This window comes from Streptomyces sp. x-19, assembly GCF_046549115.1.
GTDB classification, from domain to species: Bacteria; Actinomycetota; Actinomycetes; order Streptomycetales; family Streptomycetaceae; genus Streptomyces; species Streptomyces albulus_C.
Genome location: NZ_JAJPWK010000015.1, coordinates 144,573 through 162,077, shown reverse-complemented (window position 1 = coordinate 162,077; position 17,505 = coordinate 144,573). Strand labels below are relative to the sequence as shown.

The 17,505-nt window shown below is 73.0% G+C and carries 18 protein-coding genes; 12 read left to right on the top strand and 6 right to left on the bottom strand.

What is annotated here, in order from left to right; translation table 11 throughout:
• Positions 1–9 precede the first annotated feature (9 nt).
• Positions 10–1,458 carry a glycosyltransferase 87 family protein gene (locus ACLJT4_RS28570; protein WP_411126523.1) on the bottom strand — a complete coding sequence of 483 codons (1,449 nt, stop codon included), beginning with the start codon at positions 1,456–1,458 and terminating at the stop codon, positions 10–12.
• Positions 1,459–1,571: 113 nt separating this feature from the next.
• Here ACLJT4_RS28570 and ACLJT4_RS28565 point away from each other — a divergent pair, with 113 nt between their 5' ends.
• Positions 1,572–2,726: a molybdopterin-dependent oxidoreductase gene (locus tag ACLJT4_RS28565; RefSeq protein WP_411126521.1), complete on the top strand. Its 1,155-nt coding sequence runs from the start codon at positions 1,572–1,574 to the stop codon at positions 2,724–2,726.
• Positions 2,723–3,157, top strand: a complete 435-nt coding sequence (locus ACLJT4_RS28560; RefSeq protein WP_411126519.1) for a hypothetical protein — start codon at positions 2,723–2,725, stop codon at positions 3,155–3,157. Before ACLJT4_RS28565 ends, ACLJT4_RS28560 begins: the two co-directional genes overlap by 4 nt.
• Here ACLJT4_RS28560 and ACLJT4_RS28555 read toward each other — a convergent pair.
• Positions 3,139–3,954 (bottom strand): class I SAM-dependent methyltransferase, encoded by an 816-nt coding sequence (locus tag ACLJT4_RS28555; protein ID WP_411126517.1) that lies wholly within the window; start codon positions 3,952–3,954, stop codon positions 3,139–3,141. The genes ACLJT4_RS28560 and ACLJT4_RS28555 overlap by 19 nt on opposite strands.
• Before the next feature lie 112 nt (positions 3,955–4,066).
• Here ACLJT4_RS28555 and ACLJT4_RS28550 point away from each other — a divergent pair, with 112 nt between their 5' ends.
• From ACLJT4_RS28550 to ACLJT4_RS28530, 5 genes are all read left to right on the top strand, one after another.
• The gene (locus tag ACLJT4_RS28550) at positions 4,067–4,777 is read left to right on the top strand and encodes a response regulator transcription factor (protein WP_411126515.1); all 711 of its coding nucleotides are present in this window, start codon (positions 4,067–4,069) and stop codon (positions 4,775–4,777) included.
• Between the two features lie 2 nt (positions 4,778–4,779).
• Complete coding sequence (locus ACLJT4_RS28545; RefSeq protein ID WP_411126595.1) at positions 4,780–5,892, top strand: sensor histidine kinase; 1,113 nt, start codon at positions 4,780–4,782, stop codon at positions 5,890–5,892.
• 283 nt (positions 5,893–6,175) lie between these two features.
• Complete coding sequence (locus tag ACLJT4_RS28540) at positions 6,176–6,763, top strand: TetR/AcrR family transcriptional regulator (RefSeq protein ID WP_411126513.1); 588 nt, start codon at positions 6,176–6,178, stop codon at positions 6,761–6,763.
• Positions 6,764–6,826: 63 nt separating this feature from the next.
• A complete protein-coding gene (locus ACLJT4_RS28535; protein WP_411126511.1) occupies positions 6,827–8,041 on the top strand; it encodes a GDSL-type esterase/lipase family protein in 1,215 nt (404 codons plus the stop codon).
• A 140-nt stretch (positions 8,042–8,181) separates the two neighbouring features.
• A complete protein-coding gene (locus ACLJT4_RS28530) occupies positions 8,182–8,529 on the top strand; it encodes a DUF1330 domain-containing protein (protein ID WP_411126509.1) in 348 nt (115 codons plus the stop codon).
• Between the two features lie 34 nt (positions 8,530–8,563).
• Here the strand turns inward: ACLJT4_RS28530 and ACLJT4_RS28525 are convergent, their stop codons facing one another.
• From ACLJT4_RS28525 to haaN, 4 genes are all read right to left on the bottom strand, one after another.
• Positions 8,564–9,970, bottom strand: a complete 1,407-nt coding sequence (locus ACLJT4_RS28525; RefSeq protein ID WP_411126507.1) for a histidine-type phosphatase — start codon at positions 9,968–9,970, stop codon at positions 8,564–8,566.
• 112 nt (positions 9,971–10,082) lie between these two features.
• Complete coding sequence (locus ACLJT4_RS28520) at positions 10,083–10,580, bottom strand: carbonic anhydrase (RefSeq protein ID WP_411126505.1); 498 nt, start codon at positions 10,578–10,580, stop codon at positions 10,083–10,085.
• Between the two features lie 204 nt (positions 10,581–10,784).
• Complete coding sequence (locus ACLJT4_RS28515; protein ID WP_233659110.1) at positions 10,785–11,423, bottom strand: LysE family translocator; 639 nt, start codon at positions 11,421–11,423, stop codon at positions 10,785–10,787.
• Between the two features lie 114 nt (positions 11,424–11,537).
• Entirely contained in the window at positions 11,538–12,005 is a 468-nt protein-coding gene (gene haaN, locus ACLJT4_RS28510; RefSeq protein WP_411126502.1) for a cyclophane-containing RiPP N-acetyltransferase HaaN, read from the bottom strand.
• 402 nt (positions 12,006–12,407) lie between these two features.
• On the opposite strand from haaN, the gene ACLJT4_RS28505 reads away from it, so the two are divergent.
• The 5 genes from ACLJT4_RS28505 to ACLJT4_RS28485 all read left to right on the top strand — a co-directional run bounded on the left by ACLJT4_RS28505 (position 12,408) and on the right by ACLJT4_RS28485 (position 17,498).
• Complete coding sequence (locus ACLJT4_RS28505; protein WP_411126500.1) at positions 12,408–12,860, top strand: transposase; 453 nt, start codon at positions 12,408–12,410, stop codon at positions 12,858–12,860.
• A 216-nt stretch (positions 12,861–13,076) separates the two neighbouring features.
• On the top strand, positions 13,077–13,757 hold the full coding sequence (locus ACLJT4_RS28500) for a GTP cyclohydrolase II (protein WP_411126498.1): 681 nt from the start codon (positions 13,077–13,079) through the stop codon (positions 13,755–13,757).
• A 14-nt stretch (positions 13,758–13,771) separates the two neighbouring features.
• Complete coding sequence (locus tag ACLJT4_RS28495) at positions 13,772–15,469, top strand: WD40 repeat domain-containing protein (protein WP_411126496.1); 1,698 nt, start codon at positions 13,772–13,774, stop codon at positions 15,467–15,469.
• Positions 15,466–16,467, top strand: coding sequence for a formylglycine-generating enzyme family protein (locus tag ACLJT4_RS28490; protein WP_411126494.1), 1,002 nt, complete (start codon positions 15,466–15,468; stop codon positions 16,465–16,467). Before ACLJT4_RS28495 ends, ACLJT4_RS28490 begins: the two co-directional genes overlap by 4 nt.
• The gene (locus tag ACLJT4_RS28485; protein WP_411126492.1) at positions 16,464–17,498 is read left to right on the top strand and encodes a formylglycine-generating enzyme family protein; all 1,035 of its coding nucleotides are present in this window, start codon (positions 16,464–16,466) and stop codon (positions 17,496–17,498) included. Before ACLJT4_RS28490 ends, ACLJT4_RS28485 begins: the two co-directional genes overlap by 4 nt.
• Positions 17,499–17,505 lie beyond the last annotated feature (7 nt).

The window sequence follows — 17,505 nt, the reverse complement described above, 5'->3', positions numbered from 1 at the left end:
GCGGTACCGTCAGCGCGGGGGTCGTGCCGTCCGGGCACGGCCCCCGCGCACCCGCACCGCCAGGCACGCACCCGTACGGCCCGGCGGCCGCGGGCTCCCCGCGGCCGCCCGGCGCCGCACCAGCCAGCCGACCCCCACGCCCGCGGCCGCCAGGGCGTAGGCCGTGGTCGCCACCGCACCGTGGGCCGGGAAGGCCCGCGCCGTGACGTACGCGACGGTGCCCGCGGCGGCCACGGCGAGCCATTCCCAACGACCGTCCAACGCGACCAGGGCGATCAGCAGCAGGGCGTACCAGGAGTAGCCGGGCGTGAGGAGCAGGAAGGCGGCGCCGGTCACCAACAGGGCCCCGCACCAAGGGCGTTCGGGGGAGCCGCGCCACAGGACGCCGCCGCACAGCACGATCAGGACGACCACCAGCACCGGCAGCGCCCAGGCGTCCGGCAGCAGCAGCCGCAGCAGCGCGTACCGGCTGCCGGCGGACGCGTCGCGGTAGCCCTCCTCGTTGAGGTAGCCGCTGAGGTAGCCGAGGACGGAGTCGTGCGAGGCGAGCAGGTAGGGGAGGTAGCAGAGCGCGAGCACGGCGGCGGCGGGCAGCAGCACCGCGGCCGCGTCGCGGGGGCGGCGCACGCCGGACAGCGCGCCCGGCAGGACGACGGCCGGCACCAGCTTGGCGGCGACCGCGGCCCCGAGCAGCGCGCCGCCCCGCACCCGCCGCACCGCCACCGCCCCCAGCCCCGCCACGGTGAACAGCACGCCCAACACGTCGACGTGGGCGTTGTTGACGGCCTCGACGGGCACGGCCGGGCACCAGGCCCAGTAGGCCGCGGTCCGGGGGTCCCCACGACGGCGCAGGACCAGCAGCAGGGCGCCGGTGACGGCGACGGACAGCACCGCTCCACCGATCTGCAGCGGCTTGAGGCGGGCGCCGTCGGGGGACAGCAGCTGCACGCCGTAGAAGTAGGACTCGGCGAGCGGCGGGTAAATGGTGTGCACGGTGGGCCGGTTGAGTCGGGTGCAGTGCGGCGTGGCGGCGGGGGACGCCAGGCGCGCCCGATCCGGGCCCGCACAGGCGGCGCCGGTGGGGAACAGCCAGGCGTCGCGGAGCGGAGCGAGCTCCGGGGCGGCCGGCACGTAGTCGTAGGGCGAGGTCCCGGATGCCTGGACCCGACCGTCCCAGGCGTACCGGTAGGCGTCGGTGCTGGTGCGCGGCGGCGCGACGAGGCCGGTGACGGCCACGAGCGCCGACCCGGCGAGGATCAGGGCCACCGCCCGGCGCACCGGTGCCCGCCGCACCGCCCAGGCGGCGGCCGCGAACAGCGCCCAGCACAGCGCGTACCGCCAGGACAACCCGCCGGGATCACGGTGGTAGCCGTCGAACTCGACCGTCCACACCAGGGCGACGGCGAGGGCGGTGGTCAAGACGGCGGCGAGCGGCAGGCGGAGGCGCGGTTCGATCACGCCAGCAGCCTCGCAGCGGACCGCCGCCGTGCCGAGGGCGCACGGCCCGCCGTCCCGGTTTCGTAAGGAGTTCCACGGCCCCGAACGGCCCGGCGCGCGGTGTGATGGGAACCATGCAACCGTCACCGCGCCGGCCGCCGCGCCGGCTGCCGTTCGTGTCCGCCCGCACCGCCGCGCTCCACGACGCCCGAACCGCGACGGTGGTGGGCCGCTGGCTGGGCCTGGCCGTCGCACTGTGCTTCGGCACCGGTCTGGTCAGTCACCTCCTCCAACACCCCCCGGACTGGCTGCGCGACCACCTGCCCAGCCGGCCCGCCTGGGGCTACCGGCTCACCCAGGGACTGCACGTCGCCTGCGGCATCGCCGCGCTCCCGCTGCTGCTCGCCAAGTTGTGGACCGTGTACCCGAAGCTGTTCGTGTGGCCGCCGGTGCGGTCCGTGCGGCACGGCCTGGAACGGCTCTCGGTGGCGGCGCTGGTGGCGAGCGGCGTCTTCGAGGTGCTGAGCGGCCTGCTGAACGTCGTGCAGTGGTATCCGTGGCCGTTCCCCTTCGTGCCGGTCCACTTCGCCGTCGGCTGGCTCCTGGCCGGTGCGGTGGTGCTGCACCTCGCCGTCAAGTGGCCCCAGATCAGCGACCATTGGAGCCGGCACGCGCCGGGCACGCGCCGGCTGCCGGCCGCGCACGGACCGGACCGGCGCGCACTGCTGGCGGGACTGGGAGCGGCGGTCGGCGCCGTCACGCTCACCACCGTCGGCCAGTCCGTCACCCCGCTCGGGAAACTGGACCTGCTCGCGCCCCGCCACCCTGGCCACGGACCGCAGGGGCTCCCGGTCAACCGCACGGCGCGGGCGGCCGGTATCACCGCGGTCGGCCCTGACTGGCGGCTGACCGTCACCGGCCCACGGCCGTACGAACTGAGCCTGGCCGCCCTGCGGGCCCTGCCCCAGCACGAGGTGGAACTACCGCTGGCCTGTGTGGAGGGGTGGAGCGTCGCGGCCCGATGGACGGGCGTCCGGGTGCGCGACCTCCTCCGGGCGGCCGGCGCCGATCCGGCCGCCCGGGTCCGCGTGGTCTCGCTGGAGCGGTCCGGCGCCTACCGGGTCACGGAGATGGGCGCCACCTACGCCGCCGATCCGCTGACGATGCTGGCGCTCCGCCTCAACGGCCAGGAGCTCTCCTTGGACCACGGCCACCCCGCCCGCCTGATCGCACCCAACCGCCCCGGGGTCCTCCAGACCAAGTGGGTCACGCGCCTGGAGGTCCGGTGACGACGGCACGGATGCGGTACGCCGGGGGACTCCTGGGCGTGACCGGAATGGCCGTGGGCCTGCTCCTGGTCTGGGGCACGGGGTGGGCGGGCCACGTGGTGCTCTGGTTGGCCGGGGCACTGCTCCTGCACGACGGGCTGCTCGCGCCGCTGGTGTGCGGGGCCGGATGGCTGCTGCCCGGCCCGACGGGGCGCGGTGGCCCGGTGCGGGGCGTGCTGCGCGGTGCGCTGATGGCGGCGGGCGCCCTGACCGCAGTGGTCCTGCCGGCCCTGCTGAGGCCCGGGGCCCCCGCCAACTCCTCCGTCCTGCCGCTGGATTACCCGCGCGGCTGGCTGGTGTCGGTGCTGGCCGTCACGGCCGGGGCGGGCGCGCTCGCCGGTGTGCGCCTGCTCGCGCGGTGGCGGCGCAGGGCTCAGCCCCGGCGCAGCTGAACGAACCGGCGGCCGCCCACCCGCCACTGCTCGACCGCCCTCCAGCCGGCCCGCCCGCCGTGGGCCAGCAGGGCACGGGTGCCGAGCCGGGCCCACGGGAACGGCGTGCCGTGCCCGCCTCGGCCGTCGTCCACCCGGACCACGACCCGCTCGTCGAGTTCCGTCCCGGCCGTCTCCACGATCACCGTGCCGTCCGGCGCCGCGAGTTCGCGGGCCCGCGCCAGGAGGGCGGCCGGGTCGCCCCCGATGCCGATGTTGCCGTCGATGAGGAGCAGCGTCGCCCACCGGCCCGTACCGGGCAGCGGGTCGAACACCGAACGGCACAGGGCGGCACCGCCCTCCCGCACCGCCCGTTCCACGGCGTGCCGGCTGACGTCGATGCCGAGCACCGGATGCCCCTGCGCGGCGAGGGCGGCCACCAGCCTGCCCGGTCCGCAGCCGACGTCGAGGACCCCGCCCCGGCAGCGGGCGAGCACCGTGGCGTCGGCCTCGTCGGGCGGTGCGCACCAGCGCTCCACCTCCAGCGGCAGCAGCCAGCCGTCGCCGCGCCGCAGGAACAGCGGCCCGCGGCCGGTGCGCAGCGCAGCAGCGTAGGGGTCGGCGTGCCACTCCCGGGCCCCGGCCCCGACGGCGGGCGCGGCAGGTTCCGCGCGCGCCGGCCCCCGGCGGTCCCCCGGCGCGCGCAGCACCCCACCCGACGCATCCAGGAGGGCGGCACGGGCCGGGTCAGCGGTCTGTCGCAGGGGGGAGGGCGGGCCGGACGCGCCCACCGCGCACTGTTCCATCGAGTCGTTCACGGCCCTCACGCTACGAACCGCAGCGCGCCCCGTGGGGCCGCCGGACCTTACGAAACGCGGACGTCGCCCGCGTGCCCGCCGCCGCGGCCCGCCGGGGTGGGAGGCTGGACGCATGAAGAACGTGCTGGTCGTGGACGACGACCCCACCGTCTCCGAGGTCCTGGCCGGCTATCTGGAACGCGCCGGCTTCGCCGTGCGCCGGGCGGCTGACGGCCCCGCCGCGCTCTCCTCGGCCCGCGCCCACCGACCCGACCTGGTGGTCCTCGACCTGATGCTGCCCGGCATGGACGGTCTGACCGTCTGCCGGGAACTGCGGTCGCACGGCCCGCTGCCGGTGATCATGCTGACCGCCCGCAGCGACGAGGAGGACCGCATCCTCGGGTTGGAAGTGGGCGCCGACGACTACGTGACCAAACCGTTCAGCCCACGGGAGCTGGTGTTGCGGGTGACCTCCGTGCTCCGGCGCGCCGGTACGGCCGGCACGCCGGGCCCCGTGCTGCGCGCCGCCGGATTCGACGTCGACCCGGCGGCCCGCCGCGCCCTGCACCACGGCCGCGAACTGGCCCTCACCCTGCGCGAGTTCGACCTGCTCTGCTACTTCCTGCGCCACCCCGGCCAGGTCTGCGGCCGCGAACGCCTGATGCAGGAGGTGTGGGGGTGGGAATTCGGGGACCTGTCGACCATCACCGTCCACGTGCGCCGCCTGCGCGCCAAGATCGAGGACGACCCGGCCCGCCCGCGCCTGATCCAGACCGTCTGGGGCGTGGGCTACCGCTTCGACGCCCGACCCGAAGGCGCCAGCCACCCCGACGAGAGGCCGTGATCGTGCGGGACGTGCTGCTCATCGCCCTGTACGCGTCCGCCGGCGCGGCCGGCGCCGGGCTCCTGGGTGCCGGCGTCCTGCACCTGCTGCGCCGCCGTTCGATCGCCGTGTCCCTGACGGTGGTCGCGGCCGTCGCGGTCGGCGCGATGCTGGCCGGAACCCTCGCGGTCGCCTGGGCGATGTTCCTCTCCTCGCACGACCTGGCCGTGGTCACCACCGTGGTCGCGGTGGCCACCGTGGTCTCCCTGGCCACCGCGCTCGCCCTGGGGCGTCGGGTCGTGCTCGACTCCCGCGCACTGGCCCGGGCCGCCCACGACTTCGGCGAGGGCGGCACCTTCGTGCCGCCCACCCGCCCCGCTGCCGCCGAACTCACCACGCTCAGCGCGGAGTTGACCGCGACCAGCGCCCGCCTGGCGGCCTCCCGGGACCGCGAGCGCGCCCTGGAGGAGTCCCGCCGCGAACTCGTCGCCTGGATCTCGCACGACCTGCGCACCCCGCTCGCCGGCCTGCGCGCCATGTCCGAAGCCCTGGAGGACGGCGTGGCGGACGACCCCGCCCGCTACCACCGTCAGATCCGCACCGAGGTCGACCGCCTCAACACCATGGTCGGCGACCTCTTCGAACTCTCCCGCATCCACGCCGGGGTGCTGGCCCTCGCCCCGTCCCGGGTGTCGGTCTACGACCTGGTGGACGACGCGCTGGCCGGCGTCGGCCCCCTGGCCCGGGAACACCGGGTGCGCCTGGTGGGCGACCGGGTCGAAGCCGTCCCGGTCGAGGTCGACAGCAAGGAGATGACCCGTGCGCTGGCCAACCTCCTGATGAACGCGATCCGCCACACCCCGGCCGACGGAACCGTGGCGCTGGCCGCGGAACGCCGCGCCGACACCGTCGTGCTCTCCGTCACCGACGGCTGCGGCGGCATCCCCGAGACCGATCTGCCCAGGGTCTTCGACACCGGCTGGCGCGGCACGACGGCCCGGACGCCACCGGCCGGCGCCGGCCTGGGCCTGGCCATCGTCCGCGGCATCGTCGAGGCCCACGCGGGACGGGCCGCCGTGCACAACGTCGCCGGCGGCTGCCGCTTCGAGGTCACCCTCCCCGCCGCACGGACCTGACCCGCCGCGCCGCGACCACGCGGGCGCCGCCCGGCCCGGCCCCACGTCAGCCGAGTGCCCCGACGAGCGCGGGGAGGGTGCCGGGAGCCGGCCGGCGCGCGGCGAGGGGGAGGGGTCGGGCGCCGCGCACCTGCATCGCCTGCGCGGGGCCGACCGTGCCCAGGACCGCCGCCGCACCGACCGCCGCCGCGGCCCGGGTCCTCGCCTATTCGGCAGTTGCCTAAAAGCTTTAGGCATGCGCATAATCGATTCAGGCACACGGAGGAACGAGGAAAGGGCGGTCATGGCGGCACGGGTAGGACTGACCACGGAACGCCTGACCCGGGCGGGCGCGGAGCTGGCCGACGAGGTCGGCTTCGCGCAGGTGACCGTCTCCGAGCTCGCCAGGCGGTTCGACGTCAAGGTCGCGAGCCTGTACTCGCACGTGAAGAACTCCCACGACCTCAAGACCCGGATCAGCCTGCTCGCCCTGGCGGAGCTCGCCGACCTGGCCGCGGAGGCCCTGGCCGGCCGCGCGGGCAAGGACGCCCTGGCCGCCTTCGCCGACGTCTACCGCGACTACGCCCGGGAACACCCCGGCCGCTACGCCGCCACCCAGTTCCCACTCGACCCGGAGACGGCCGCCGCCAGCGCCGGCGTCCGGCACGCCCAGATGACGCGGGCGATCCTGCGCGGCTACGACCTGCCGGAACCGGAACAGACCCACGCCGTGCGCATGCTGGGCAGCGTCTTCCACGGCTACGTGAGCCTGGAACTGGCCGGCGGGTTCAGTCACAGCGCTCCCGACAGCGAGGAGACGTGGTCGCGCGTCGTGGACGCCCTCGACGCCCTCCTGCGCAACTGGCCCACGCCCGAACCGCCGCGGCCATGACGACCGCAGTCGACGGCGCCCGCCCCGCACGGCAACCCCCACCCCGACGAACAGGTTGAGGCGATGACCACCCACCCCCACTGGATCACCACCCCCCTGACCGACGACATCGTGCGCGGCGCACTGGAGTTGGAGCGCACCGAACGCGGCGTGCTCCCGCACCGCCTGCCCGCCCGGGCCCGTGCCCAGTGCGACGACGGCCTACTCGCCATGGCCGAATCCCAACCCTCCGGCGTCCGCCTGGTCTTCCGCACCCGGGCCACCGCCATCGAACTGGACACGCTCCCCACCAAGCGGGTCTACGTGGGGGCGCCCACCCGCCCCGACGGCCGCTACGACCTGCTCGTCGACGGCCGTCCAGCAGGCCAGGCCAGCGTTCCCGGCGGCAACACCCTGACCATCGACATGATCAAGCAGACCGCCGAGCACGCGTCCGGTCCGTCCGGAACCGCGCGCTTCGCCGAACTGCCCGACCGGGTCAAGGACGTCGAGATCTGGTTGCCGTACGACGAGACCACCGAACTCCTCGCCCTGCGCACCGACGCGCCCGTCGAGCCGGTGCCGGACCGGGGCCGCAAGGTGTGGCTGCACCACGGCAGTTCGATCAGCCACGGCACCGACGCGGCCAGCCCCACCACCATCTGGCCCGCACTCGCCGCCGCCCGCGGCGACGTGGAACTGATCAACCTGGGCTTCGGCGGCAGTGCCCTGCTCGACCCGTTCGTCGCCCGCGCGCTGCGGGACACCCCCGCGGACCTCGTGAGCATCAAGATCGGCATCAATCTGGTCAACGCCGACCTGATGCGGCTGCGCGCCTTCGCCCCCGCCGTCCACGGCTTCCTCGACACCGTCCGCGAAGGCCACCCCACCGCACCACTGCTCGTCATCTCGCCCATCCTGTGCCCCATCCACGAGGACACCCCCGGGCCCAGCTTCCCGGACCTCAGCGCACTGGGGGAGGGGCGCCTGCGCTTCAAGGCCACCGGCGACCCGGCGGACCGCGCGGCCGGCAAGCTGACCCTCAACGCCATCCGGGACGAACTCGCCCGGATCGTTCGGCAGCGGGCGGCCGACGACCCCCACCTGCACTACCTCGACGGCCGCGAACTCTACGGCCACGCCGACCACGCCGAACTCCCGCTGCCCGACGCACTGCACCCGGACGCCGCCACCCACCGCCGCATGGGCGAACGCTTCGCGGAACGGGCCTTCGCCCCCGACGGCCCGTTCGCCACCGGGGCACCCGCCCCCCGTTCCGCCGCCGAACCGGCCGCCTGACCCGGGCCGACCGCGCCCCCGGGGCTCCCGGGGGCGCACCGCCCGCGGGCCCCGGACGCTTACCTCCGACGTCATCGCCCCGCAGGCGTCCCGCGTGCCACGATCACCGGCGTACGAGCAGGAACGACCGGAAGGCCACCATGACCGCCTACGCCATAGCGCACCTCCAAGACGCCGCCCCGCACCCGGACATCGCCGAGTACATCGAACGGATCGCCGGCACCTTCGAGCCGTTCGGCGGTCGCTTCCTGGTGCACGCGACGCAGCACGAAGTGAAGGAAGGGCGGTGGCCCGGGCACGTCGTGGTGATCGGCTTCCCCGGAATCGACCAGGCGCGTGCCTGGTGGGACTCGCCCGCGTACCGGGAGATCGCCCCGCTGCGCGCGCGGCACATCGAGGGCGACATCCTCCTGGTCGAGGGCGTCCCCGTCGGCTACGACCCGACGTCCACGGCCCGCGCGATGCGGGACGCCCTACCCGCCGACTGACCGCCCCGACGGGGACCCCGGCCCCGTCGGCACGTCACCCCGACGTGCGGCCGAAGCAGTGCTCCAGTTCCTCCAGGTCGTAGAAGTGACTGCCCCGGGCGACCGGTCGGCACCCCGCCTTGAAGGCCGTCTCCTTCTCGTTGTAGAGCATGCGCACCAGGTAGGTGCCACCCCTGCGGAACACGTCCCACTGGATGTTGGCGGCCATCGGGGCGACGGACGCGCCGCGCCAGGGATTGTCCGCCCAGGCGTAGGGCTGCCCGGGGTCGGCCGCCTTGGTGCTGCCGGGCAGCCCCATCAGCGCGGCGAGCGGAATGATCTCCTCGGCGTGGGTGAAGCGCAGCTCCGCGCCGCGTTGGTTGTGGCCGTCCCGTTTGGCCTCGACCTGACGGAAGAAGTCGTCGAGCAGCACGCCGGCCATCGTGTAGGTGATGTCGCTGTCGGCGAAGCTGGGGCCCTTCTCGTAGAACTCCGCCGCGTCCTCGACGTAGCCGAACCAGTCGGCGTCGCGCGGCGCGAGGTACCGCTCCAGGTGCCAACCCCGGCCGTGCGGGCTCTCCGCGCTCATGGCCGGTGCGATGGCGTAGAGGCGGTGGACGGCCCGCGCGGCGTCGACGTCGCTGCCGATCGACGCGAACTCCCCGTCCACGACGCGTCGTACGAACGCCGGCCGGAAGAGCTTCGCCAGCACCCGCCGCGCGGCGGCGCGGGTGGCCGGCTGGTCGGCAACGCCCTTCAGGGTGTGCGCCAGGCGCTGGTCGTGGGCGAGCCAGTCACGGTAGGCCGCACCGCCGGCGGACTTGTGGAAGTAGAGCAGGTCCTTGTCGGTGCGGGCGGGCCCGACGAGCGGCTTCAACGCCGGGTCGGTTGCGACGAGGGCATCGGCGAAGACGGTCCCGCTGTCGACGGCGCGGCCCTGTCCGGAGCTGACGACGTCGAGGGGTTCGTGTTCCGCGACGATGGTCGTGAACAGCTGCGGCAGCCGCTGCGCCATCCGGACGGCCGTGCCGCGGAGTTCCCGCTCGCCACGGCCGCTGAGGTTGCCGTAGCCGACCTTCTCCATGGCGGCGAGCAGGGCACGCACCTCGGGACCGAACTCCGCGCCGAGGGGGGTGAGTTGGTGCTCCTCGTCGGCCCGGTCCCACAGGCGGAGGATCAGCTCGCCGTCCGCACCGTCGGAGGCGGCCCGCGAGCCGTGCCGGGAAACGTTCTCGGTGAACACCGGGCGGAAGCCCCGTGGCGCGGACTGGTAGGTCCCCGGAGCCTGCCGGGGCTCGTACGGTGCCTTGGTGCTGTAGGCGTCGCCGTAGCGCACTGCGGGGTGCTGCTCCCGGGCGTGGTGGGCGCTGGGTGCGGCGGGCCGGGCGGTGGCGTCCGCCGGGGCGGTGGTGGCGAACAGGACGCACAGGCCGAGGCCGAGGAGTGCCGGGGTTCGTCTCATGACCCCATGGTTTTCGCCGGACGTGAACCGGGGATGGCCGCGAGGTGGCCCGGCCGACGCCGTCAGCGCGGCTGCCGCGCCCTCCGGCGCACCCCACGACGCGTCCGCGGGCTCACGACGGCGCGCCGTCGAGGACCTCCACCTTGCCGGTGTCGAGCGAGTAGTAGGCACCCACCACCGCCAGGGCGCCCTTCTTCACGAGCGGCGCCAGGTCCGCGTTCGAGCGCAGCGCGGTCGAGGCCAACGTGACCTGGGCGCGGGTCATGGTCTCGACCGGGTCGGTGCCGCCGTTGCGCACCGCCTGCTCGTAGGCGGGTTTGAGGGCCAGGGCGATCGCCTGGAGGTTGCCGGGCAGCGGGGTGCCGTCCCGCAGCGCGGTATAGGCGGCCTTGACGGCGCCGCAGCGCTGATGCCCCAGGACCACGACCAGCGGAGTGCCGCTGGTCATCGGCCCGTACTCGACGGATCCGGTGACCACCGGCCCGAGCGTCTGGCCGCCGGTGCGCATCACGTAGAGGTCGCCCAGTCCGGTGTCGAAGAGCAGTTCCGGCGGCACCCGGGAGTCGATGCACGAGAGGATCGACCCGAAGGGCTCCTGCAACTGGGCCACCAGCTGACGCCGGTTCGGATCCCGGTCGGGGTGGTGGAGGTCTCCGCTGACCCAGCGTTGGTTCCTCCAGCGGGGAGCGGGCCAGCGGGCGCAGGCACGAGCGGGCGCGTATCACGTGGCCCCTGACGGACCAACCGCCCGTCCTCGACCGACCACCACCGGTCCTCGACGGACGGCGGGGCCCCGCCGGCGCACCCGGCACGCTCAATCGGCGCGGCCGGTGGCGGCGACGATGACGCCGAGCCCGATCATGGACAGGCCACCCACGCCGCCCACCATGGAAAGGCGCTTGGGGGAGCGGGCGAACCACGTCCGTGCGGTGGACGCGGCCAGTCCCCACACACTGTCGGACACCACCGCGATGATGTTGAAGACCAGGCCCAGCAGCAGCATCTGGATGATGACGTGCCCCTGTGCGCGGTCGACGAACTGCGGCAGGACGGCGGCGAAGAACACGATCGTCTTCGGGTTGGCGATGCCGACCGCGAACCCCTCCCACAGCGTGCGCAGTCCCCCGTAGGCGGGCCCTTCGCCGGCGAACGACGCCTGGAGCGTCCCGCGCTGACGCACCGCCCGGATCCCGAGGTACACCAGGTACCCCGCGCCCAGCAGCTTCAGCGCGGTGAAGACGATCGCGGAACGCTCCACGACGGACCCGACGCCCAGTGCGACGGCGACCACCAGGAGATAGGCGCCCAGGGTGTTCCCCGCGACGGTGGTCAGCGCCGCCCGTCGGCCTTGCGCCAGGGCCCGCCCGATCACGAAGAGCACACTGGGACCGGGAATGACGATCAAAAGGAACGACATGGCCGAGAAAGCCAAGAGACGGTCTGTGGATAACATACGGATCATGTAAGCACGCAGGCCCGTTGTCCTTCAGGCTTTCCGTGCACATGGCCGAAAGGCGACCGGAAAGGGCGCCGGCGGCGGAGAATCCCGGCGGCCGCGGCTCGGTGCCTACGGCAGTTCGATCCGATAGACGACCTTCCCTTCGAACTCGGTGAATCCCAAGGACGCGTAGAAGGCGCGCGCACCGGGATTGTCCCGGCCGGTCGTCCACTCGATGCGGGTGCACCCGGGGCGGGCAGCGGCCAACGCGCGCAGCTCGCCCATCAGCCGGGCTCCGACGCCCTGGTGGCGGCAGGTGTCGCGGACGTACAGCTCCTTGAGGAAGAGGGAGTGCGTGGAGCCCGCCGCGGGCCACAAGAACCCGTAGGCCGCCAGTCCGACCAGCTCGCCGTCGGCGTCCTCGACCAGGAGGGCGCAGGCCAGCGGCGGCGAACCGAAGAGGGCCCGTTCCACCTGGCGGAGCCGCTCCGCCAGGGGCTGCACCTCGGTCTCGCCGTAGAAGCGGTCCATCTCCTCGACCAGTTCGGCCACCGCCGGGACGTCCCCGGTCTCGGCCGGGCGGATCGTCACGCTCATCGACTTCTCCCGTCGTTCTCGGCTCGCTCGACTCGTGACCCTTCAACGGACGACCGCGGCCCCGCGACACGGCACGGTGGGGCCGTCGGGCTGCTCCCGGCCAAATACCGCACCGTCCCGGCCAACTACCCGGCCTTTCCCGGCCACGGGATGGGGGATGCGGTGGCGGCGGGGCCGGGCGGTGCGCGGGGATAACCGACTGCCGGCGTGCTGGGGTCCGTTCGTCGATCATTCCCCTGACCACGGGAGGGAATCCTCCAAGGGCGTGGACGAGGCTCGCGTGATCGGTAATTGCGGTAATGCCGCGCGGGACGGACAAGATCGTGTCCGTGAATTTGAGACGGCTGAGACGCGATGAGTCGTCTCATGTGGTGGCATGGGCCTGAGGCACCATCGCCTCTCATGGACAGCGACCTGTTCGCCAGACTCGTTCCCGACGGGCTGTGGCAAATAGCCGCCCCGCTATTACCGTCATTCGGTCACCGTCCGCAAGGCGGCGGAACGGCCCCGCGAGACGAGCGGATCGTCTTCACGGCGGTGGTCTACGTACTAACCAGCGGCTGTGCCTGGCGTCAGCTACCGAGGGCGTTCGGCGTCTCGCCCGCCACCGCGCACCGGAGGTTCGTATTGTGGAACGAAGCGGAACTGTGGCGTCGACTCCATGACGCCATTCCGGAACAGCGCGGCACGTACGGCGAGTTGGCGTGGACGTCGACGATCGTGCAGGCCGCGGCGGCCCGCGCCCACGCGACACACGCCGCCCGGCGCCGGCCCGCCCAGCCGCCGGCGGCAGCGCAGCAGGGGAGCGGGGCGGACCGGGACGCCGGTTCGCCACCTGCGCACTTTCCGGAATGACGGCCCCCTGCGCGGCCTTTCCGGCGCGGCCGGCCGCCCGCACCGAGTACGACGTACCAAGGGCACCATCGCCACCACGTGAGACGTGTTGTGCCGCTTGACGACGCTGCGGGATTTGCGGGAGTGTGGCGCCGGATCAAGGGCCTGCGGCATGTGCAGTAGGTAGCGGAAAAAGCGGTTCCGGAAAGACGCGCAAGCCAACTTCGGATGGCGGGGATGTCATTGGAAAACCGTTCTTCCTACCCATTCAGCAAGAATCACATACTCGATCAATCGGCCGGAAAGAAACCGGAACCTCCCCGTGTCCGCACGCGGGTACGCATTCCGTTGAAGATATCCGACGGCAAGCTCGCGCCGAGCGAAATCATCACCTTCGACGGACTCGACGACGGACGCGAACACCTCATGGTCGTGTTCGGCGACGCGCTGACCCAACCCGTACCGCTCGTCAGGCTCCACTCCGAGTGCCTGACCGGTGACGTGCTCGGATCCACCCGCTGCGACTGCGGGCCGCAATTGCGCGAGGCCATGGCCTTGATGCACGACAAGGGCGGCCTCCTGCTCTACCTCCGCCAGGAGGGCCGGGACATCGGTCTGTACAACAAGATCGATGCCTATGCCCTGCAAGACACCGGCATGGACACCTTTGAGGCAAACCGCGCCCTGAACTTCCTCGACGACCAGCGCACCTACTCCTCGGCCGCCCAGATGCTCGTCACGATGGGCCTGAAGGAAATCGAGATCCTCTCCAACAATCCGGAAAAGATCCGGCAGTTGGAGGCCGGCGGCATCACCGTCCACAGCCAACGACGCACCGCCGTCCACCTCACCGACGCGAACCGCAAGTACCTCCAAGCAAAGGTCATGTACGCCGGTCATTCCATCGAAATCGACTGACGAGGAGGGTGCGCGTGATCGCGCACAGGAGTCCCATCAGCGGCATTGCGGCCTACCAGGACAAGTACATCGCCAGCGCCGGCTACGACAACCAAGTGATCCTGTGGGACCAGGCCACCAAGCGCCCGGTCAACCGCGTCCTGCACGACCACCTCGCCAACCAGTGCGCCTTCAGTCCCGACGGCACCCTCCTGGTCACCTCGTCCAGTGACTACAGCGCACGCCTGTGGTCCGTCCCCGACCTGAAACTCCGCGCGGTCTTCAACGCGCAGGCCGACGACGTGGAGATGTCGGCGTTCCACCCGACCCGGGAATGGATCGCCACCGCCTCCCGCGACCACAACCTGCGCGTCTACGACTTCACCGGCACCCTCGTGCACTGCTGCGTCGGCCACACCGCCGACGTCATCTCGGTGGACTGGTCCGCCGACGGAGAACAACTGGTCACCTCCAGCGACGACGGCACCGTCAAACGCTGGTCCGCCACCACCGGCGCCCTCCTGGAGGACATCGACCTCGGCGGCGTCGAGACCGACACCATCGTCAGCGCCCCCGACGGCACCCTCTACGCCGGCAACGACGGCGGCCAGATCGTCGTCATCCACGGCGCGGACCGCACCACCGTCCAGGGACACGACGCCGGCATCAAACGCCTCGTCCTCAGCGCCGAGCGCAGCCTCCTGGTCAGCCTCAGCTACGACCGCAAACTGCTGCTGTGGGACACCAGTGAACGCGAACTCCGCCAGATCGGGCAGTCCGACATCCCCGACGACGTCTGGCCCCGCTCCTGCGCCTTCGCCGCCAAGGACACCCTCGTCTTCGGCACGTTCGGCGCCTCCTACCGCACCTACGACTACCTCAGCGGCCAGTGGAGCGACGCCGACGTTCCCACCACTCCCGGCATCAACGCGGTCTGCGCCGACGGCGGCAGCGTCTACACCGTCGGGGACGCCGGCATCGTGCTGCGCGACACCGCGGTGCACGGGCAGACGGGGAGCCTGTGCAACTTCCTCACGCCGCTGAGCCCCACCGTCATGGTCACCGGCGGCCAACTCGGCAAGCTGATGGACGCCGCGACCGGGCGCGTCCTGCACCAGCACCGCTCGCCGCTCAACTGCGGCGTCCGCTACGACGTGGACGGAGCCACCCATCTCCTGGTGGGCGCCTACACCGGCGAGGGGCTGGTCTTCCGCCTCGACCCGGACGGCCGACTCCACCACGTCACCGACGTCCCCCTGCACGAGAACGCGGTCAAGGGCGTCGCCTTCTCCGGTGACCTGCTGTTCTCCGTGTGCGCCGACACCGGCGTCGCCTGGCACGACGCCCGCACCAGGGAACTCGTCCACCGCATCGACGCCGCCCACGACCGCATCGCCAACGGCTGCGTGGGCCTCGCCGACGGCCACTTCGCCAGCGTCGGACGCGACCTCAAACTCCGGCTCTGGGCACCGGACTTCACCTCACGCGTGATCCCCACCACGCACCCCAACTCCATCAAGTGCGTCGCCGCCGACGCCTCCGGTCGGCTGATCGCGACCGGCTCCTACCACGGCCACGTCAAGATCTACGACCGCGACCGCGACCGGTGGACCACCGAGGAACGCCCGACCACCGCCGGCATCTCCTCCCTGTCCCACGACCCCGACCGGGGCCTGTTCCTGGCCGGCTCCTACGACAGCCAGGTCTACGAGATCCCCGGGACGACGGCGTGACCACCTCCACCGGACGGCCCCGACCCACCATCACCGACCCCAACCGGCTCGACGACCGATCCGCCATGGGACTGCCCGCCTCGCTGGCCGAACGCCTCCCGCACGACCTGTTCGCCCGCCACCCCGACCTGCTGGGCCGCGCACCCGCCGAACTCGTCGACCTGTGCGGCGACGCCACCGTGGACTTCGCCCGCCGCTACGCCGCCGGCACCGTCCTGGGACTGCGCGGCGACCCCCGGATCCGGCCCGACGACCCGGACACGGTGGCCCTGCCCGCCGCGCAGTGCGCCGTCGGACTCCCCGAGGACCAGGTCCAACAGGTCGTCGAAGCCTGGGCCGACGTCGGGGTGCAGGAATCCTGGATCGCCAAGGAGTGCCCGCGCCACCAGGTCAGGTTCGACGCCTTCCGGATCATGCGGTACCCGGTCACCAACCTCGAATACCGCGCCTACCTCGCCGACACCGGCGCCGAGGCGCTCCCCACCTCCTGGGAATTCGGCGTCTACCCCCTGCACCGCGCCAACCACCCCGTCTGGACCGTCCGACCGCAGGACGCCGACGCCTACGCCGCCTGGCTGGCCGCTCGCACCGGCCGCCGCTTCCGGCTGCCCACCGAAGCCGAGTGGGAGTACGCCGCAACCGGCGGGCAGAGCCGCGCCTACCCCTGGGGCGACACCTTCGACCCCGACCGCGCCAACACCGTCGAGGACGGCCCCCTCGCCACCGCCCCCGTCGGCATCTACCCGGCCGGCCGCACCCCGTTCGGCGCCGAGGACATGGCCGGCAACGTCGAGGAGTTCGTCGCCGACGACTACCGCCCCTACCCGGGCGGCGCCGCGGTGGCCGACGACCTCACCGCGGCCGGCTCCTACCGCATCGCCCGCGGCGGCAGCTTCACCCGCTTCGGCGACCTCGCCCGCTGCTCCCGACGGCACGGCTGGTTCGACCGCAAGATCTACGCCATCGGCTTCCGCCTGGTCGAGGAGGTCGCGGCGTGACGGTCGCCAGCGGACGCCCCGTGCCCCCCAACACCGACATGATCGGCGACCGCCACGCCATGCGGCTGCCGGCCTGGTTCGAAGGACGCACCCGGCCCACCGAACTGCACCGCCACGCCACCGCGTTGCGGCGGGAAACCCCCGACACACTGGTGGCGGTCGTCGAGGACCCGGACGTCCCCTTCGCCCGCCGCTACGCCGCCGGCAGCCTGTGCGGTCTGGTGGGGGACCCCCGCATCCGCCCCGACGACCCCCCGATGGCGGACGTCCCCGGCGCCCGCGTCCGCATCGGCCTGGAAGCCGACCGCCTGCCCGAGGTCCTCGCCCAGTGGCAACACACCGGCCTCCAAGAGGACTTCCTGCGCAAGGAGTGTCCGGCGCACGACGTCGACCTCGCCGCCTTCCGCCTCATGCGCTACCCGGTCACCAACCACGAGTACCGGGCGTTCCTCGAAGACACCCGCGCCCGCTGGCTCCCCACCTCCTGGCACTTCGGCTGCTACCCCCACCACCTCGGCAACCACCCGGTGTGGACCGTCCCCGCCCAGGCGGCCGACGCGTACGCGGAGTGGCTCGCCCACCGCACCGGGCGGGCCTTCCGGCTGCCCACCGAAGCCGAGTGGGAGTACGCCGCAACCGGCGGGCAGAGCCGCGAATTCCCCTGGGGCGACACCTTCGACCCCGACCGCGCCAACACCTCCGAAGCCGGACCGCTGTCCGCGACCCCGATCGGCAGCTACCCCGCGGGCCGTTCCCCGTTCGGCGTCCTGGACCTGGCCGGCAACGTCGAGGAGTACGTCGCCGACGACTACCGCCCCTACCCGGGCGGCGAACTCGTCGCCGACGACCTCCTGCCGTACGCCGGCGGCATGCACTCCGCCAACGAGGTGCTGCGCGCCCAGAGCACCTACCGCATCGTGCGGGGCGGAAGCTTCACCCGCCGGGGAGACGTGGCGCGCTGCCGGCGCCGACACGGACTGTACGACCGCGGCTTCTACGCGGTCGGGTTCCGACTGGCCGAGTCCTCCTGAGACAGGG

Bases quoted from the DNA above. Each gene is read 5' to 3' on its own strand.
- ACLJT4_RS28500 (WP_411126498.1), top strand. From the start codon at position 13,077: ATGTCATTGGAAAACCGTTCTTCCTACCCATTCAGCAAGAATCACATA.
- ACLJT4_RS28525 (WP_411126507.1), bottom strand. From the start codon at position 9,970: ATGAGACGAACCCCGGCACTCCTCGGCCTCGGCCTGTGCGTCCTGTTC.
- haaN (WP_411126502.1), bottom strand. From the start codon at position 12,005: ATGAGCGTGACGATCCGCCCGGCCGAGACCGGGGACGTCCCGGCGGTG.
- ACLJT4_RS28565 (WP_411126521.1), top strand. From the start codon at position 1,572: ATGCAACCGTCACCGCGCCGGCCGCCGCGCCGGCTGCCGTTCGTGTCC.
- ACLJT4_RS28550 (WP_411126515.1), top strand. From the start codon at position 4,067: ATGAAGAACGTGCTGGTCGTGGACGACGACCCCACCGTCTCCGAGGTC.
- ACLJT4_RS28515 (WP_233659110.1), bottom strand. From the start codon at position 11,423: ATGTTATCCACAGACCGTCTCTTGGCTTTCTCGGCCATGTCGTTCCTT.
- ACLJT4_RS28540 (WP_411126513.1), top strand. From the start codon at position 6,176: ATGGCGGCACGGGTAGGACTGACCACGGAACGCCTGACCCGGGCGGGC.
- ACLJT4_RS28535 (WP_411126511.1), top strand. From the start codon at position 6,827: ATGACCACCCACCCCCACTGGATCACCACCCCCCTGACCGACGACATC.
- ACLJT4_RS28505 (WP_411126500.1), top strand. From the start codon at position 12,408: ATGGACAGCGACCTGTTCGCCAGACTCGTTCCCGACGGGCTGTGGCAA.
- ACLJT4_RS28530 (WP_411126509.1), top strand. From the start codon at position 8,182: ATGACCGCCTACGCCATAGCGCACCTCCAAGACGCCGCCCCGCACCCG.